Origin of the sequence: Micromonospora sp. NPDC085948, assembly GCF_040686315.1 — a bacterium.
Lineage (GTDB): Bacteria > Actinomycetota > Actinomycetes > Mycobacteriales > Micromonosporaceae > Micromonospora.
The window spans coordinates 44,444-61,117 of sequence record NZ_JBFBJW010000004.1 but is presented as its reverse complement, the minus strand read 5'-3'; the positions used below and the strand labels follow the sequence as shown (position 1 = coordinate 61,117).

Sequence of the window (16,674 nt, the reverse complement as noted above, 5' to 3'; positions counted from 1 at the left end):
GTGTCTACTGGTCGCACAGAATGTGCGATCGGCTCACGCTGACCGGTCGGCCGTGCCGCCGGTGCCGCCCGTCGGGCAGAGTGGTGCGGTGACCGTTGAGCTGACCCGCCCGGTGTCCCGCCGCCTGCTGGGCACCGAAACGTTGCTGGTCCTCGGCCTGTCCCTCGGCCAGTCGGCGGTCTACGCGGTGGTCTCGATCATCGCCAAGCTGACCGCCGAGGGTCCGCTCTCGAAACAGACCGCCTCGCTGAACACCTCGGCGTCGACCCGGCCGTGGCTGGACCTCACCTACCAGTTGCTCGGCATCGTCTTCGCGCTGCTGCCGGTGCTGCTCGCCGTACACCTGCTCAGCCGTGACCCCGGCGACCCGGCGCGGACCCTCGGCGTGGACGCCCGGCGGCCCGGCCAGGACCTGGCCCGCGGTGCCGGTCTGGCCGCGCTGATCGGCCTGCCCGGACTGGCCCTGTTCTTCGTCGCGGCCCAACTCGGCCTCAACGCCACGCTGGTGCCGGCCGCGCTGCCGCCGGTCTGGTGGGCGATCCCCGTGCTGATCCTCGCCGCCGTGCAGAACGCCGTGCTGGAAGAGGTGATCGTGGTCGGCTACCTGGTCACCCGGCTGCGGCAGCTCCAGTGGCGGCTCGCCGCGATCATCGCGGCCAGTGCGCTGCTCCGCGGCTCGTACCACCTCTACCAGGGCTTCGGCGCGTTCGTCGGCAACGCGGTGATGGGCGTGATCTTCAGCCTCTTCTACCTGCGGACCCGGCGGGTACTGCCGCTGATCATCGCCCACACCCTGCTCGACGTGGTCGCCTTCGTCGGCTACGCGTCGCTGCCCCGCGAGTGGTTCGACTGGCTCTGATCAGCGCCGGTAGACGGCCACCGTTCGCGCGGCGAGCCGGTCGGCCGCCGCCGCGTCCCCCAGCGCCGCCGCCAGCACCGCCGCCCCGGGCAGCAGCCGGGCCACCAGCCGCAACGCCACCCAACCGCCGGCCTGCGCGGTGAGCGGCGCGGCCAGCCGCCAGGCCGCCTCCGCCGCCCGTGGCCAGGCCCCCTCGACCGGGTCGCCCGCCGTCTGCGCGGCAGTCAGGGCCTGCCGCGCGCTCGCCTCGTCCGGGTGTACCTGAGTCAGCACCAGCAGCTCGACGGCCCGGTCGGGATGCGCCGGATCCCTGCCGTACACCGCCGCCAGGTGCAACACCAGGTTGGCCTGCGTCCACAGCACCGAGGCCAACTCGGCGAGCGGCGCGAAGAAGCCAGCCAGCGCCGCGGTCGCCCCACCCGCGCCCGCCGCCCGCACGTATCGCCGGGTCACCAGCCGGGCCAGGCCGTCCGTCGGAGCGTCCGGATACCTGTCCCGCAGCCGCGCGGCCCACTCGCCCGCGCCGGGTCCGAGCGACCGCACCGCGGCCAGCGCCAACAGCTCCGGCGCGAAGCCCGGGTGATCGAGCACACGCGCGGCGACCGCCCGCAGCTCTGATTCGGGGGTACGCCCCAGGGCCGGCACCAGGTCACCGACCAGCGCCGGGGTCGCCGTGGGCTGCGGTGCCGGGGTGGCCTCGGTGGGTGGGGCGCTCTGGGGTGGGCTCGCCGTGGGCTGCGGTGCTGGGGTGGCCTCGGTGGGTGGGGCGCTCTGGGGTGGGGTCGCCGCTCGCTTGGTCGGCGAGGCGGCTCGTCTGGCGGGGGTGGTCGGGGTGGCGGGTTGGGTGGTCGGGCTGGCCGCCTTACTGGGCGTGGCTTTCCTGGGTGACGCGGCCGTCTTGCTGGCCGGGGCTTTCCTGGTTGGGCCGGCCGGGGTGGCTTTCTGCGGCGGCGCGGTCGTCGTGGCCGGGGTTGGCGCCTGGCTGGTTGGGCTGTCCGTCGTGCCGGCCTCAGCGGGTACGGCCGGGGCTGCGGGGGTCGGCTTCGTGGCCTTTAGGGCGGTGGTCTTACGGGGGGTGGCGCGAGCCGTCGGCGTGCGTGCCGACGCTCCGGCGGATGATTGCCGGCCGCGCGCAGGTGGGTTGGCCTGGTCAGCGGCCGCTGCGGGCTCGGGTGGGCCGGCCTGGCCGGCGGCTGGTGCCGCTTTGTCGGGCGGGCTGGCCTGGTCCGGGGTGGGCCGGGCCTTCGCGGGTGGGGCGGTCAGGTCGCTGGCGGGTGCGGCGTCCTCGGGCGGGGCGCTCGGTGCGGGGGACGAGCGGAGTGCCTGCCGAGGCAGGGGGCGGTCCGGCTCCGGAGGCTGGAAGAGCACCGCCGGAGCGGCCTTGGCCCGTCGAGGACGCGGACTCACCGGCGCGGCTGCCGGCGGTGGCACCGTCTCCCCGGGCTGCTCGGAGGCGGTCGGCGGTGTGAAGGTCGGCCGCGGGGGGCGCCGGCGCGCTCTTTCAGCAGGCTCTCGACGGGTCGACTCGCTGGGCGGCTGCTCCTGCATATCGATGGAGCGTAGTCCCGATCACGCCGCCGCACACCGCTGAAACACGGAGGCGGGGTAGCCCTGGTCGGCGTACCCCGGAAGTCGTTTTGCTCCCGGCGGGTGGCGACCTGTATCCTCGGGCGCGGTGGTCTGCGGATCACCGGGGAGACTTCGCCTAGTCTGGTCTATGGCGCCGCACTGCTAATGCGGTTGGGGTCTTAAAGCCCCTCCCGGGTTCGAATCCCGGAGTCTCCGCGCGAAAGTTGGTTGTGTAGACTGGCTGAGCACGAGCGCCCGTAGCTCAATGGATAGAGCATCTGACTACGGATCAGAAGGTTAGGGGTTCGAGTCCCTTCGGGCGCACAGTAGTTGAGCAGGGAAATACCCCTCCGTCCATCGACGGAGGGGTATTTTGCGCGTGCCTATGGGCGCGTGCGCCTCCACTGACGCTGGTTGATCGTGACGGAGTGGTCAAAGGCGGCCGGTTGGCGATGGTTGACCGGACCGCAGCGACCTGTTCGCCCTCGACCCGTTCTGGGGGGCGGCAGGTTAGCCGCCGACGAAACGTTCGCTCATGCCGAGTTGAGGGCGATTGCGACCGCCTGCGGGAGTGAACGCACAACACTGCACGCAATGCCGGTCCGTAAGCGGCTCAACCATCGGGAGTCGGGTGGGCGGCTGGGCACTGTGTCCGGCCGCGGCTCCGGATCCGCCATGCCTTATGACGAGTTAGGTCAGCGCTGGGTGTCGATGGACCGTAGTCCATCGACGAGGAGCGCGACCATGCGGCGGCCGTAGTCCGGCTCCTCGTCCGGTAGGGGTGCGCACAGTTTCGCGACCGCGTAGAGAAGGTCCTGCGAGCTGACCACGGCCCGGATTTCGTCGGCCGCGGTCGCGGCGTCGAGCAACGACCCCAGCGCTGGTCCCAGCTTCTCCATCAGGTAGCCGGAAAGGCCGTCGAACGCCGGATCGCCGGAATGCAGCGCCGCGGCGAACCCGCGTTTGGTCACGACGAACGCGGCGAGCCGTTCGAGCCACCTCGCGAGGGCGATGCCCGGCGGGTGCTCGGCGGCCAGTGCAGGCGCCGCGTCGGCGCAGGCGTCGATCTCGCGCTCGATCACTGCCTTGATTAGGTCGGAGCGTTGCGGGAAATGCCGGTAGAGGGTGCCGACGCCGACACCGGCCAGATCGGTGATCTCCTTCGCAGGCGCGTCGACGCCCGACGTGCCGAAGACCGTCTTCGCTGCATCCAGCAGCGCCTCGACGTTGCGGCGCGCGTCGGTGCGAATCCGGCGCGGTGCGCTCGCGCCCGTTCTCGAGCCGGTGGTGTCGTTGGTCACGGTAGCCCTCCTTGCCGTTCCGGAAAGGCTTTCCGTATAGTTCCGGAAAGAGATTCCGCTTAACTCACCATACCGCTAGGAGACGCTCATGCAGTACCGCACCCTGGGCCGGACCGGCATCAAGGTCAGCCCGTACGCGCTCGGCGCGCTGATGTTCGCCACGTCGGTAGGCAACTCCGATCCGGAAGACTCGATCCAAGTGATCCACAAGGCGCTCGACTCCGGCATCAACCTCATCGACACCTCCGACGTCTACGGCGACTCGGAGGAGGTCGTGGGCCGGGCGCTCAAAGGGCGGAGGGACACCGTCGTGCTCGCCACCAAGTTCGGCAGGCCGACCGGCGCCGACCCCAACCAGCAGGGCACCTCCCGACGCTGGATCATGACCGCGGTCGAGAACTCGCTGCGTCGCCTACAGACCGACCACATCGACCTCTACCAGGTGCACAAGTTGGACCCAGACACGGACATCGAGGAAACGCTCTCCGCGCTCACCGACCTGATCCGCACCGGCAAGGTGCGGGCGATCGGATCGTCCAACACGCCGGCCATCGACATCGTCGATACCCAGTGGCTTTCCCAACGGCACGGGCTGGCACGCTTCCGCACCGAGCAGCTACCGTACTCGATCCTCAACCGCGGCATCGAGAACGACGTACTGCCGGCAGCGCAGCGCTACGGCCTCGGCACCCTGGTGTGGGGTCCGCTCGGGCAGGGGATGCTCACCGGCCGCGTCCGCAAAGGTCAGCAGAACGACCTGAGCCGCGCGCGCTACTTCCAACACCTCAGCGACGAGCGCCGCATCGACATCGTCGAACAACTCATCCCGCTCGCCGACGAGGCCGGCCTGCCGCTGACCCACCTCGCCATGGCCTTCACCATCGCGCACCCGGGCGTCACCAGCACACTGCTCGGCGCGCGCACCATGGAACACCTCGACGACCTGCTCAGGGGCGTCGGCGTCGCGCTCACCGACGACATCCTCGACCGGATCGACGAGATCGTTCCGCCCGGCACCGACGTCACCCGCCTCGACCAGGCCTACGTGCCCCCGCCAGTCCTGGACCCGGCCCTACGTCGCCGACCGGCCGGCGAACGCAGCGCTGCCTGAAAAAGGGACACCACCGCTACCGCCGTGCAGGATCAGCACCGCCGTGCGGACCTTGGAGGCGTACGAGATCGGGCTGAGCCGGTCGTGGCGGTGTGGACCCGTTCCTTCCCGGCCGCTGCTACCGCCGATGCCCAGCCGGTCCGGGTCGGCGACGCCGCCGGCGATGAGCAGGTCGATGCCGGCGCAGATGTCGGTCCACTCGTCGAGGGCGACCGCGCCGGCGACGCGCACCGCGAAGTCGTGGCCGTGCCCTTTGCCGCCGCGCGGGTTCGGCAGAAACACGGCGTAGCCGGCGGTCGCCAGCCACTGGCCGGACGGGTCCCAGCCGAGCATGAGCCGGTCGGCGTGCCGGTCGTACGGGCCGCCGTGGGACCAGCGTCACCAGTGGAAAGGGCCCATCCTTGTGGGACCGGCCGGGTCAGCCTCGTCAGCGGCCCGCTCGTGGGGCCGGCGTAGACGTTTCCGGGCTCGTGGGACGTGCTGACCACCGCCGCGACGGCGTCACCGTGCCGGTTTGTGGTCAACGACGCCGCGAGGCCGTCGACCCGGGACAGCTCGACCGGGAGGGCTGGGGCTGCTCTGTTCGGGTGCTGACACGTCAACCGGTTATGACCCTGGCGTCTGAGAGGCCCTGCGGCCACCCCGGCGGGCCGATGCTCGAGTGAGCGGCGCCCTGGATGGTGACCGTCGCACCCTCGTGAAGTTCTCGGCCGTCGGTCCGCCGAACCACTCAGGTCACTCGGAACACCGGCCACCCGATCTCGGTGCGCCACGCGGTCGGATCGCCTGCGTCCCGAGGTCCGACGAGGTAGACCTCCCGCACCGGCCCCGCCACCGACATCGCGTTGTTCACGACCCAGGTACCGAGCTCGCCGTAGGTGACCTCGATGCCATCGTGCTCGCCGACGTGGGTGGCCACTGCCAGTTCCGCGGCGGGCAGGGTCGCGGCGTGCACCCGCCCGGTACGAGGTGGAGCCGCCGTCGGCAGGTAGACCAACACGTGACCGCGGCCCAGCTCGAACAGGGAGTTGTCGTAGGTGCCACCCGGTGGACCGGTCACCGCGTCGCCAACGGCCACCTCCAACTCGGCCATTGCGCCGGCGAACCAGGCTTCGACCTCGCCCTCGTCGACCACGGCCGCCACCGCCGCGACCGTGCGGGCGGGCTCGGCACGGAGCTCCACCTTGATCGGCGCGGGGTCGGGCCGGAGCAGGCGGCGCAGCGACGCGACGGCGGCTCGGGTGCGGTCGAGTTCGGCCTCCAGGCGTTGGAGGTGGTCGGCGATCAGGGTCGCGCGGACACCGGGGTCCGGGGACCGCAGGATCCGCTGGACGTCGCCCAGGGGGACGTCGAGTTCGCGGAGCCGGTTGATGACCTGGGCGGTCGGGATCTGCTCGATGGCGTAGTAGCGGTAGCCGGAGGTCTCGTCCACGACGGCGGGTTCCAGTAGGTCGCTCTCGTGGTACCGACGCAGGGTCCGCACGCTCAGGTGGGTCAGGCGCGAGAACTCCCCGATCGTCAGCACCACCGCAGTATGAAGCCTCCCCCGGGGGGAGAGTCCAGCGCTTGACCCTCCTGCACCGCGAGGCCGCACGGTGGGCTCATGACACAGCACAACGGCCTCCGGTCCGACCCACTCCCAGCCATCGTCCGCGGCTTCCTCGCCGCTCACTTCGTCCGCGACGCCGACGCGGCATCGCCGTTCTTCGCCGAGGACGCGGTGGCCGTCGATCAGGGCGAGTCCTTCCGCGGCCGAGAGCAGATTCACGCGTTCCTGCGGGACGCCGGCTCCGAGTTCGAGTACACGACCGAGCAGATCGGTGCTGCTCGCATCGACGACAGCCACTGGGTGGTGACCCTGCGGCTCGAGGGAACCTTCCCAGGCGGCGTCGCCGAGCTCGACTACCGGTTCACGATCCGTCAGGACGCCGTCACCGAACTCGTCATCGCCAACCACGGATCCTGACAAGACCCGCACCGCGTTCATCTTCAGAGGAGAAAGAATGCCTACTTCAGATCGCGATCGTCTCGATGGACGTCGTGCGCTGGTCACGGGCGGATCGAAGGGCTCAGGCAAGGCCGTCGTCGAGAGACTGCGGGAGATGGGCGCCGACGTCCACGTGACGGCCCGGACGATGCCCGAGGGGTACGAGTACCCCGACCGGTTCATCGAGGCCGACACCTCGACGGTCGAGGGCGCGAAGGCGGTGGCCGACCGGATCGCCGAGACCGGCGGCGCACTGGACATCCTGGTGCACGTCGTCGGAGGTGCCTCGACGCCGTCCGGTGGGTTCGCCGTCATCACCGACGAGCAGTGGATGATCGAGCTGAACTTGAACCTCCTCGGAGCGGTGCGGCTCGATCGAGCTCTCCTCCCGGCGATGATCGAGTCCGGGTCGGCGGTCGTGCTGCACTTCACCTCGATCCAGCGTGAACTTCCTCAGTACGACGCGTCCCTGGCCTACGCGGCAGCGAAGGCCGCGTTGCGCACCTACAGCAAGGGGCTCGCCAACGAGCTCGCCCCGCGCGGCGTCCGCGTCAACGCGATCAGCCCCGGCGGGATCGAGACGGAGGCCTACGAGAGGTTCGTGGACCGAATCGCCGAGGGCAACGGGATCAGTCGAGAACAAGCCAAGCAGAGCATCTACGACTCCCTCGGAGGCGTACCCCTGGGACGGTTTGCCAACACTGAGGAGATCGCCGACCTGGTCGGGTTCCTGGTCTCGGACCGCGCCTCGGCCATCGTGGGCGCCGAGTACGTGATCGATGGCGGAACAGTCCCGACCGTCTGAGCCGGAGATCAGGGCCTCGAAGCCGGTCGGGCACCGTTGTCAGTCGAGGAACGTCGCCGAGCGCCCTTCGTCGACCCCGTACGAGCCTGCGGAGATCACGCCGAGGCTCGTGGGGTTGAGGGTCAGCGAGACGACGCCGCCGGGCAGTACGCGCGAGCTCTCTTCGACGGTTGCGAACGTCGCGGGCGTCGATCCGTCCGGGAACAGGCGCTTTCCCGTGCCGACGACGACCGGGTGTTGGAGTAGCCGGTAGACATCGACGAGTCCTGCCTGGTGCAGCGTTTGCACGAGTTTCCAGCTTCCGTGAACCTGGAGTTCCTTGCCGGGAAGCCCCTTGAGACGGCGTACCTCGTCGACCGGGTCGCCGCGCAGGACCGTCGTCGGGTTCCAATCGGCTTCATCGTCGGTCAGGGTGGAGCTGACGACATACTTTGGCAGCGTGTTGAGCTTGGTGGCGATCAGGTTGTTCGGTTCGGTGACCTTCGGCCAGTATCCGCCGAGCAGGCCAAAGCTGGTGCGGCCGAAGAGGAACGCGTCGGCCTCACGGAACCAGCTCTCGACGACGTCGTTTGTGTGCTTCGAGGCGTGCGGAACGAGCCACCCGCCGCGGTCGAAGCCGCCGGAGCGGTCCTCGTCGGGATTTCCGGGTCCCTGCATGACGCCGTCGAGACTGACGAAGATGTTGACGCTGAGCAGCACGGTTTTCCTTCAGGTTCTGGTGGCGGACAGCCGGCCAGGGCTGGCTGGCAGACGGACGCTAGCTGCCGGGCCCAGGGTGGGTCTTGTACAGGAACGACATCGCGGCGAAGTGGCCCGCCTGAAGCTCGCGTGCGGTGCACCCGACGTAGCGACGCAGCGCGTGCGCGAGATGGGCTTGGTCGAAGTACCCCAACGTCTCGACGACTGTGCGCCAGTCAAGGCCGTCGTGCAGCATCGTGGCTGCGGCGTTCGCGCGGTCGATCTGCCGCACGGCGGTTTGCGACAGTCCGATGATCGCTCGGTAGCGACGCTGCAGGGTTCGCTCGGTCGGGCTGGCCTCGGGATGCTCGGCGGTCCGCTCCTCGTCCCCGAGATGCGATCGCACCAGCAGACCCGCGTCCTGCAGTCGCCGGACGAAGTGCTCGACGTTCTCGAACGTCGGCGCCTCCCAGCTCTCGCCGCCGATGACGATCCTGCCCGATTCCGTCACTGGGAACGGCACCCACCCATCGACGATCGAGGCTGCGGGATGCGGCCGAAGAACCGCGCCGAATGCGAACCGGATCCCGAGGAACTCGGTGCCCGGCGGGACCGGTGCCGTAGTCGCCCTCGTTTCCGGCCCGCGCAGGCTGGCGAGTAGGCGTCCCTGCGCCCGCGAGAGGATCAGATGCCAGCAGGTGCGTGCTGCCGACGTCATCGTCTCCTCCGCGTCAGAGCGGGTGCGCCACACGCGGTCGACGAGGCTCACGTCGATCTCGGTGTCGCGATGCTCGAACCGCAACGCCACGGCCTCCTCCGTCGTCGATCTGCCGAGGTTCCCTGATGAGGCTAGCGACGTCGACAGTCAGGACCGACAACCTCCAGAAGCGCAAGAAGTACGCCCGGACTTCCATGAGGGAGCCGGTCCCGAATCGTCGAGGAGGCGGGAAGCCGGTCGCGCCAATCGCCCGTTGCTGTAGGGAGACACATGTCCATCGACTACCGACTGACCCTCGCTGGTCAGGTCCCTTTGCCCGACCTCGCCGCCCGCGCCTTTCCCGACCCAGCGGACGTGGCGAGGTTCGAGCCGTACCTGGCAACGCTCGGCGCGGAGATGTCGGAGCAGCGCGGCTTCGATGTCACGCTGCTCACCGGCCGAAACGGCTACCTGGACGCCGACGGCGACGACGGTCCGTGGGAGTGGGAGCCGGAGCACTACACGGACCTGAGCTTCCGGATGGACAAGTTCGGCCCGCCGGACCGGGGTGCCCGGAACATGGTGGTGGCCGTGGACAGGGTGCTCCGCTCCGGTGTCGAGGACGCCGCGTTGGTGCTCAACGGTGAGGTGCTGGTGCTGACCCGGTTCGGCGGGCAGCTGCGGAAACAGAACAGGGAACGCTGGTGGCGCTACTACCCTGGCGCGGAGTCGTTGATCCCCGGCTGAGCGGACGGCAGTCGTCGAAGACCACCACCTGCGCTCGGAGTGGACCTGCCCGCTCGGGCCAGGCAGGGCTTAGAGCTTTCCGCGTGGTCGGACGGTCCGGTGGCCCAGCCGGTTGGACACGGCGGCGGCGAAGCAGGGTCGAGCATGGGCCAGTTCCAGAACTCGAACACTGACTGCCCCGTGACCACGCGGAATCCGTTGGTAGCAGACGGCTCCAGCCGGGGTTGGTGGGAGCCGTGGGCGGGAGCCACTGGGGCGAACGGGTGCGGACAAGACCGGACCGTCCCGGTTGTCGCACGGTGAGAGTTAGTTCACAGCGGCACGATGGGACATCCATTGTGGTCGCTGCGTGGTCGACCTAGGATCCGATCACGGATCGCGGCGGGTCAATCAGTCGTTGCCTTGGAACTGTATCCCCGCGAACGTCGAGGTGCCGGACATCGGGGGAAGGCTCGGCGAATGATGCGATACTCGCACTTGACTGCTCGAATGGGCCTGCGCAAGGACGGCCTTGCGGGCCGCATTCCGGGGAGCGCCGAGATGGCGGCCCGATGTAATCCGCCCGGCACGACTGATCGCGGACCACGGCATTGAACCGGTTACTCGGACTCGATCTGCATCTGCTCCGCCGGCTGTCTCACAGCAGAGCCGCCCGGGCCTTCCTGCTGGCGGTCTTCATCGACGCGGCGGGCCGGGGGATCTTCCTCACCGGGTCGGTCCTCTTCTACACGCAGGTGATCGGGCTGACCAGCACGCAGGTGGGTACCGGGCTGTCGATCGCGGCGCTCTGCGGGCTGGTCTGCGTCGTACCCATCAGCCGGCTCGCTGATCGGGTCGGAGCGCCCCGGATGCTCATCGCGCTCCAGTTGTGGCGCGCGGCCGGCTTCTTGGCCTATCCACTGGTCGACGATTTCAGCGGATTCCTGATAGCGGCGTGTTTCATCGGCATGGCCGAGAACGCGGCGACCCCCCTACTGCAATCAATTGCTGGTTCGATCGCCGAGGACGATACGCCGGTCGGTACGATGGCGGCGGTTTCGGTGGTGCGCAACACGGCGTACTCCCTGGCTACGTTGGCAGCCACACTCTTCATCACCCTGGCCGACGCGTCGGCGTACATCGGGTTTGTATTGGTCAATGCGGTAGCTTTTTTGATCACCGCAGTTTTGCTGCTGCGGGTGCGTGGAGAGCTACCACGGGGTGTCGCGGTACGGCCGCGCGGCGCCAGTGTGGGGGCACTCCCCTGGCGGGACCTGCGTTTCGTTTCGCTGGCCCTGCTCAACGGCATCCTGTTCCTGCACGTTGCGATCCTGGGTGTGGCACTGCCGCTGTGGATCGTGACGCAGACGTCGGCACCCAAGCCGGTCGTCGGAGTCGTGTTGCTCATCAACACCGTCCTCGCCGTGGCGCTGCAGGTCCGATTCAGCCGTGGTGGTGACGATCTCGCTCATGCCGGTCGGCTCCAGCGCCGCGCGGGTGTGGCTCTCGCGGTGTTCTGCGTCCTGGCCGCGGTGTCGGCCGGGTTGGGTCCGGTGGCCACGACGGCTGTGCTCCTCCTCGCCGCGGTGGCGTTGACATTCGGGGAGCTGTGGCAGTCGGCCGGGGGATGGGGGGTGTCCTTCGGGCTGTCCCCGGTGGATCGACGCAATTTCTATCTGGGTCTCTACAACCTCGGGGCGGGTGGCTTCGCGGTCATCGGCCCAGGGCTGCTCACCGTGGCCGTCGTCGGTCCCGGGCCGGTCGGTTGGCTGGTCCTGGGAGCCGTTCTCCTCGTCACCGGGGTGGTCACCTCGTTGCTCACCCAGCGTTCGGCGCGTTCCCGGGAACCCGGTGACGCCGCGGTGCCCAGCCGGGCCGCAGAGGCCTGACCCGATCGTGGCGTAGCCCGCAAAGGAAGGAAGTGCCATGCCGCCTGTGCAGTTCGGCGTCGTTTCGTTGGGTGCCGCGTTGGGGGAACCTCAGGATGTCGCTGAGGTGGCACCGAGCTACGTGAAGGATCCCGAGCGGGTGATGGCGTGGGGTTATCGCACGTTCCATCGGGTCGTCGACGGAACCACGTCGGCGCATCTCGGCGCCCGAGCGGCCACCCGGGCGTTGGAGCGGGCGCGGATCGAGGTCGGCGAGATCGACCTGCTCGTGGTGGCCGCCAGCGATGTCCCGGACTACCTGCAGTGGGACGTCTCCTCGGCGGTGGCCCGCGAGCTGGGGATGATCGGGACGCCGACGCTGCTGCTCACCCAGGCCTGCGCCGCCACGGTCACGGCGTTCCAGCAGATCGCCGGGACCTTCGCCGTCCGTGACGACGTGCGGACCGTCCTCCTCGTCGCGATCAACCAGGTCAGCGAGGGACACGCCAACCGGATGAACACCAACACGTGTGTCTCCAGCGACGGGGCCGCCGCCGCCGTGTTGAGGCGGGACCACGCAACGTTGCGGTGGCTGGCGACCGATCAGTTCACCGATCCCGAGTGCGTCGACTTCTTCCGGGTGGAGTACGGCGGAGCCGCGGCACCGATCGCCCCCGATGGCCTCGGCAACCTCGAATTTGACCGGCTCGCCGCCGTCTACCGGCAGTTCCGCCGTGACCCCGACCACTTCACCCGGTTCACCCGCGAGCTGAATCAACGGGTCGCCCTGGTCGTGGACAACGCCTTCGCGCGCTCCGGTACCGACCGGGCCCGGCTGACCCGGCTGATCTACCTCAACGACAACCACAAGGCGATGGTCGACGTGGCAGAGGCGGTCGGGTTGCCGCTCGATCGGACCAACTTCGAGCTGGGGGCGTCGATCGGCCACTGCGGTGCTGCGGACCAGCTGATCTGCCTGGACACCTATGTCGAGCGCGGCGATCTGCGGAAGGGTGACGTGGTGGCACTGGCCGGTATCGGGTACGGCATGCACTGGTTCTGCACACTCCTGGAGGTCTGACCGCCTCCGCTCATCGCGGCTGAGAGGCCGCGACCAGGTGCATCTCCTTCTCCGACTCCAGGTACTCGGCCCGAATCTCGATGGAACGCAGCTGCCCGAGGCTGCTGACATGTGTGCCGCCACACGGCATCGTCGCCACGGGCGAGATCTCACAGCGCCAGACCCGCTCCGCGGTGAAGCTGTCCGACGATCCGGTGAGATGAACCGGGGCGTCGGCGGCGACCCAGGAGGCCAGCAGATCATTGGCGCGAGCGAGGTACGTGTCGAGGCCGGCGAGCATCCGGGCGTGGTCGAAACCCTTGCGTCGCAACGACTTGCCCAGGCGATACCGGTCCACGCTGCTGCCCAGGTCGTGCCGGCTGTCGATCAGCGCGGCGGCGTCGAAGTTGCGGCTTCCCCGTGAGTCCCGGGGCGCGTCCTTGCTCCACAGTTCGTCCGTGGCCTCGTTGAACGCGTACGCCACCAGGTGGCACCCGGTGTGGGCGGCGCTCAACCATCGCCGCCGGTAATCGTCCACCGTCAGTTGGGCGGTCCGACCGACCCAGGACTCATCCGGCTGCTTGACGATGAGGTGAGCGACCGCGAACACGTGCTCGGTGTCGCCACGGCGTGCGGTCACCTCGGGTCCGATGGACACCGCGCCGTCGGCCGGCCGGAAGGTGACGATCTGGGTGTCGACGACCGGGATGACCTGATCGCCCACGGTCAGGTTGCCGTGATCACCCGGTTGGTCCGGCCAGGCGGCGTCGACCGGGTGGAACGGGGTCGCGTCGGTGACGACGGCCCAGCGCCCGGAGCCGGCCGGCAGGACGGCCTCGATCCGCGCCTCCGCGGCAGTCTCACCCCGGTGATAGGAGATACGGGTCTCGGTGATCTCGTGCAAAGCGTCTCCATCGAGCAACAGGTGTGCGCAGTGCCTTCGACAGTAGGGCGTTCAGCCGGCGTCGGTGTGGTCGGCGGCCGCACGCACGGCATCAGCCGCCCCATGTCAGCTGGTCGCCGCGCTCTTCAGATCGGCAGCACGGTCGGTGCTCTCCCACGTCAGGTCCGGCAGCTCACGGCCGAAGTGGCCGTACGCGGCGGTCTGCTGGTAGATCGGACGCAGCAGGTCCAGATCACGGATGATCGCGGCCGGCCGCAGGTCGAACACCTCCTTGATCGCCTTCTCGATCCGCTCGACCGGCACGTTCTCGGTTCCGAACGTCTCGACGAACAAGCTCACCGGGTGGGCCTTGCCGATCGCGTAGGCCACCTGCACCTCACACCGCTCGGCCAGGCCGGCCGCCACCACGTTCTTGGCGACCCAGCGCGTCGCGTACGCCGCCGAGCGATCCACCTTCGACGGGTCCTTACCGGAGAACGCGCCACCACCGTGGCGGGCGTAACCCCCGTACGTGTCCACGATGATCTTGCGGCCGGTCAGACCCGCGTCACCCATCGGACCACCGATCTCGAACCGGCCCGTCGGGTTGACCAGCAGCCGGTAACCCTCGAAGTCCAGGCCGAGCGTCTCCAGCTCGGGAGCGATGACGTGGTCGCGGACGTCCGGCGTCAGCAGTGACTCCAACGAGATGTCGGCGGCGTGCTGCGAGGACACCACGACCGTGTCCAGACGCACCGGACGCAGACCGTCGTACTCGACGGTGACCTGCGTCTTGCCGTCCGGACGCAGGTAGGGGATCGTGCCGTCCTTACGGGCGGCCGACAGCCGGCGGGCCAGGCGGTGTGCCAGCGCGATCGGCACCGGCATCAGCTCGGGCGTCTCCGAGCAGGCGAACCCGAACATCATGCCCTGGTCCCCGGCGCCCTGGCTGTCCAGCGAGTCGCCGGCCCCACCCTCGCGCGCCTCGATGGCGGCGTCGACACCCTGCGCGATGTCGGGCGACTGTGAGCCGATGGAGACGCTCACGCCGCAGGAGGCGCCGTCGAAGCCCTTCTTCGACGAGTCGTAACCGATCCGCAGGATCGTGTCGCGAACGATGCTGGGAATGTCGGCGTAGGCGTGCGTGGTGACCTCGCCCGCCACGTGCACCTGGCCCGTGGTGATCAGGGTCTCCACCGCGACGCGGCTCCGCGGGTCCTGGGCGAGCAGGGCGTCGAGAATCCCGTCGCTGATCTGGTCAGCGATCTTGTCCGGGTGGCCTTCGGTGACCGACTCGGAGGTGAAAAGGCGGCGTGCCACGACGTTTCCTTTCGATATCGGCGCGTTCCCGTCTCAGGCGCGCCGGCGGGCGGGCGGAGGTTGTCAGTGGATCGGGCGCTGCGTGGCGGTGCCGGCGAGTGCTGCCTGCCACGCCTCCACCGGCGGCGGATTGTCCATGTGCTCGGGGACCCGGACGTGGATGACCGACGGACCACCTCCGGTGGCCGCCTCCTTGATCATCACGCTGAGCTGTTCCATGTCGAACGCTCGTGCCGCGGGCAGTCCCATGCCGTTGGCGAGCAGGACGGGGTCGATCCGCCCGGGGTCGACCGCGAAGTAGCGCCCGCCGGCGTAGAGATGCTGGATCATCTTGATCCAGCCGAGCGAGGTGTTGTCCAGGACCACGTAGGTGATCGGCAGCCCGAGCCGGCCGGCCGTCTCCCAGTCGCCGAGACCCATCGCCACGCTGCCCTCGGTGGTGAGGCAGAGGATCCGCTCGCCGGGGTGCGCCACGGCGACGCCGATCGCGGCCGAGATGGCGAAGCCCAGTGGCCCGTGACCGCGCGGAATGACGACTCGCCACCCGGCACCGGACGACTCCCAGAAGGAGGCGAGGAACGGCGTGGGGGTGCCGGCGTCCGCCACGACCCAGGTGGACCCGCCGAATTCGGCGTGCAGCGCACGAACCACGTCCCGCGGCTGAAGCCGCTGGTCGCCGGGGTCCGGCAGTGGTGACGAGTTCGCCGTGACCCACAGTTGCCGGGCGGCGGCGAGAGCCCGGATCCGACCGTCGCGCGTCTGCTCGTCGGCGGCGGGTAGTGCCTGGCGGAGCTGGTCGAGAGCCGCCCCGGCGTCCGCGACCAGGGGCGTGCTTCCGGGATAGTTGCGTCCGGCCCGCTCCGGGGAGAGGTCGATGTGCGCGATCCGGGTGCCCGAGCGTGGCGGTGCGGTGAAACTGGCCGTGTCGGTGGCGTTCGCGCGGGTTCCCACGAAGAGGACGAAGTCGGAGTTGCGCAGGTAGTCGTTGGCGTACTCCCGGGCGCCGTTGGCACCGACGACGCCGAGGGCGAGCGGGTGGTCCTCGGGGAGAGTGCCCTTGCCGTGGATGGAGGTGCCGACCGGAATGGCCGCGTGCTCCGCGAGGTCGGTGAGGGCGCGCCAGGCTCCGGACAGGTGTACGCCGCCGCCGACGACGATCGCGGGGCGTGCGGCCTGCGCGATCTGTTCGGCCACCGTGTTCACGGCCTCGGTCGGGGCAAGCGGGCGTGCGGCGGGAACCGTGCTGCTGCCGGTGCCGACGGGCAGGTCGGCGGTCTCTTCCAGAACGTTCTCCGGGATGATCAGCACGACCGGGCCGGGCCGGCCGCTCGTCGCGGCGGTGATCGCCTCCGCGACCGCGCCGGGCAGGTCGGCCGTCCGGTCCACCGTTCGCCGCCACTTCGTCACGCCGCTGAACAGAGCCATCTGGTCGATCTCGCTGATGGCGCTGGTGCCCCGGCTGCGATGCGGGTTGTCGGTGGCGATCGCCAGGATCGGGATGCCGGAGGCGAATGCCTCGCCCAGACCGCTGGCCAGATAGACGGCGCCCGCGCCGCTCGGCGCTTCGCAGACCCCGAGGCGGCGGAGGGTACGTGCGTAACCGTCGGCCATGTACGCCGCGTGGCGTTCGTCGCGGGCGAGCACGTGCCGGACGTCCTGCGGGCGCCTCGCGATGACGTCGTAGAAGTGGATGCTGGTGTCTCCGGGGAACCCGAAGATCGTGTCGACACCGTGCCGCACCAGCGCTTCGACCAGAAGTTCCGCGCCGGCGCGCGCCGCACCCTCAGCTGCGCTCATTGGTTTCTCCCTG

15 protein-coding genes, 2 tRNA genes and 1 pseudogene are annotated in these 16,674 nt (G+C 69.5%); 9 read left to right on the top strand and 9 right to left on the bottom strand.

Annotation, left to right across the window (positions count from 1 at the left end; all coding sequences use genetic code 11):
• Positions 1 to 88 precede the first annotated feature (88 nt).
• Positions 89 to 859 (top strand): CPBP family intramembrane glutamic endopeptidase, encoded by a 771-nt coding sequence (locus AB0O48_RS12710; RefSeq protein ID WP_357242611.1) that lies wholly within the window; start codon positions 89 to 91, stop codon positions 857 to 859.
• Here AB0O48_RS12710 and AB0O48_RS12705 read toward each other — a convergent pair whose 3' ends face one another.
• Positions 860 to 2,266 (bottom strand): hypothetical protein, encoded by a 1,407-nt coding sequence (locus AB0O48_RS12705; RefSeq protein ID WP_365065275.1) that lies wholly within the window; start codon positions 2,264 to 2,266, stop codon positions 860 to 862.
• 287 nt (positions 2,267 to 2,553) lie between these two features.
• On the opposite strand from AB0O48_RS12705, the gene AB0O48_RS12700 reads away from it, so the two are divergent.
• Positions 2,554 to 2,644, top strand: a tRNA-Ser gene (locus tag AB0O48_RS12700).
• Between the two features lie 35 nt (positions 2,645 to 2,679).
• Positions 2,680 to 2,752, top strand: a tRNA-Arg gene (locus tag AB0O48_RS12695).
• Between the two features lie 371 nt (positions 2,753 to 3,123).
• Here the strand turns inward: AB0O48_RS12695 and AB0O48_RS12690 are convergent.
• Positions 3,124 to 3,729, bottom strand: coding sequence for a TetR/AcrR family transcriptional regulator (locus AB0O48_RS12690; RefSeq protein WP_357242605.1), 606 nt, complete (start codon positions 3,727 to 3,729; stop codon positions 3,124 to 3,126).
• An 88-nt stretch (positions 3,730 to 3,817) separates the two neighbouring features.
• Here AB0O48_RS12690 and AB0O48_RS12685 point away from each other — a divergent pair, with 88 nt between their 5' ends.
• A complete protein-coding gene (locus tag AB0O48_RS12685) occupies positions 3,818 to 4,840 on the top strand; it encodes an aldo/keto reductase (RefSeq protein WP_357242603.1) in 1,023 nt (340 codons plus the stop codon).
• Positions 4,841 to 4,861: 21 nt separating this feature from the next.
• Here AB0O48_RS12685 and AB0O48_RS12680 read toward each other — a convergent pair.
• A pseudogene (locus AB0O48_RS12680) lies at positions 4,862 to 5,337 on the bottom strand (prolyl oligopeptidase family serine peptidase); the annotation flags it as partial.
• A 233-nt stretch (positions 5,338 to 5,570) separates the two neighbouring features.
• The gene (locus AB0O48_RS12675) at positions 5,571 to 6,365 is read right to left on the bottom strand and encodes a MerR family transcriptional regulator (protein ID WP_357242600.1); all 795 of its coding nucleotides are present in this window, start codon (positions 6,363 to 6,365) and stop codon (positions 5,571 to 5,573) included.
• Between the two features lie 78 nt (positions 6,366 to 6,443).
• Between AB0O48_RS12675 and AB0O48_RS12670 the strand changes: the two genes are divergently transcribed.
• Both AB0O48_RS12670 and AB0O48_RS12665 read left to right on the top strand, forming a co-directional pair.
• Positions 6,444 to 6,806, top strand: a complete 363-nt coding sequence (locus AB0O48_RS12670; protein ID WP_357242597.1) for a nuclear transport factor 2 family protein — start codon at positions 6,444 to 6,446, stop codon at positions 6,804 to 6,806.
• Positions 6,807 to 6,843: 37 nt separating this feature from the next.
• Entirely contained in the window at positions 6,844 to 7,632 is a 789-nt protein-coding gene (locus AB0O48_RS12665; protein WP_357242594.1) for an SDR family oxidoreductase, read from the top strand.
• A gap of 39 nt (positions 7,633 to 7,671) precedes the next feature.
• Here AB0O48_RS12665 and AB0O48_RS12660 read toward each other — a convergent pair whose 3' ends face one another.
• Both AB0O48_RS12660 and AB0O48_RS12655 read right to left on the bottom strand, forming a co-directional pair.
• A complete protein-coding gene (locus AB0O48_RS12660) occupies positions 7,672 to 8,331 on the bottom strand; it encodes a dihydrofolate reductase family protein (RefSeq protein WP_365065268.1) in 660 nt (219 codons plus the stop codon).
• A 58-nt stretch (positions 8,332 to 8,389) separates the two neighbouring features.
• Entirely contained in the window at positions 8,390 to 9,118 is a 729-nt protein-coding gene (locus AB0O48_RS12655) for a helix-turn-helix domain-containing protein (RefSeq protein WP_357242588.1), read from the bottom strand.
• 180 nt (positions 9,119 to 9,298) lie between these two features.
• On the opposite strand from AB0O48_RS12655, the gene AB0O48_RS12650 reads away from it, so the two are divergent.
• The 3 genes from AB0O48_RS12650 (at position 9,299) to AB0O48_RS12640 (ending at position 12,682) form a co-directional block, all read left to right on the top strand.
• The gene (locus tag AB0O48_RS12650) at positions 9,299 to 9,754 is read left to right on the top strand and encodes a SitI3 family protein (protein WP_365065265.1); all 456 of its coding nucleotides are present in this window, start codon (positions 9,299 to 9,301) and stop codon (positions 9,752 to 9,754) included.
• Positions 9,755 to 10,344: 590 nt separating this feature from the next.
• Positions 10,345 to 11,622: an MFS transporter gene (locus AB0O48_RS12645; protein WP_365065263.1), complete on the top strand. Its 1,278-nt coding sequence runs from the start codon at positions 10,345 to 10,347 to the stop codon at positions 11,620 to 11,622.
• 37 nt (positions 11,623 to 11,659) lie between these two features.
• Positions 11,660 to 12,682 (top strand): 3-oxoacyl-[acyl-carrier-protein] synthase III C-terminal domain-containing protein, encoded by a 1,023-nt coding sequence (locus tag AB0O48_RS12640; RefSeq protein ID WP_357242579.1) that lies wholly within the window; start codon positions 11,660 to 11,662, stop codon positions 12,680 to 12,682.
• Between the two features lie 10 nt (positions 12,683 to 12,692).
• On the opposite strand, the gene AB0O48_RS12635 is transcribed toward AB0O48_RS12640, so the two are convergent.
• The 3 genes from AB0O48_RS12635 to AB0O48_RS12625 all read right to left on the bottom strand — a co-directional run bounded on the left by AB0O48_RS12635 (position 12,693) and on the right by AB0O48_RS12625 (position 16,661).
• Positions 12,693 to 13,565 carry a hypothetical protein gene (locus tag AB0O48_RS12635; protein ID WP_365065259.1) on the bottom strand — a complete coding sequence of 291 codons (873 nt, stop codon included), beginning with the start codon at positions 13,563 to 13,565 and terminating at the stop codon, positions 12,693 to 12,695.
• Positions 13,566 to 13,670: 105 nt separating this feature from the next.
• Positions 13,671 to 14,864 carry a methionine adenosyltransferase gene (gene metK / locus AB0O48_RS12630; protein ID WP_365065256.1) on the bottom strand — a complete coding sequence of 398 codons (1,194 nt, stop codon included), beginning with the start codon at positions 14,862 to 14,864 and terminating at the stop codon, positions 13,671 to 13,673.
• Positions 14,865 to 14,927: 63 nt separating this feature from the next.
• Positions 14,928 to 16,661 (bottom strand): thiamine pyrophosphate-binding protein, encoded by a 1,734-nt coding sequence (locus tag AB0O48_RS12625; RefSeq protein WP_357572948.1) that lies wholly within the window; start codon positions 16,659 to 16,661, stop codon positions 14,928 to 14,930.
• Between the last annotated feature and the right edge of the window lie 13 nt (positions 16,662 to 16,674).

Coding starts and splice junctions, on each gene's coding strand:
- AB0O48_RS12650 (WP_365065265.1), top strand. CDS start 9,299: ATGTCCATCGACTACCGACTGACCCTCGCTGGTCAGGTCCCTTTGCCC.
- AB0O48_RS12640 (WP_357242579.1), top strand. CDS start 11,660: ATGCCGCCTGTGCAGTTCGGCGTCGTTTCGTTGGGTGCCGCGTTGGGG.
- AB0O48_RS12685 (WP_357242603.1), top strand. CDS start 3,818: ATGCAGTACCGCACCCTGGGCCGGACCGGCATCAAGGTCAGCCCGTAC.
- AB0O48_RS12665 (WP_357242594.1), top strand. CDS start 6,844: ATGCCTACTTCAGATCGCGATCGTCTCGATGGACGTCGTGCGCTGGTC.
- AB0O48_RS12625 (WP_357572948.1), bottom strand. CDS start 16,661: ATGAGCGCAGCTGAGGGTGCGGCGCGCGCCGGCGCGGAACTTCTGGTC.
- AB0O48_RS12670 (WP_357242597.1), top strand. CDS start 6,444: ATGACACAGCACAACGGCCTCCGGTCCGACCCACTCCCAGCCATCGTC.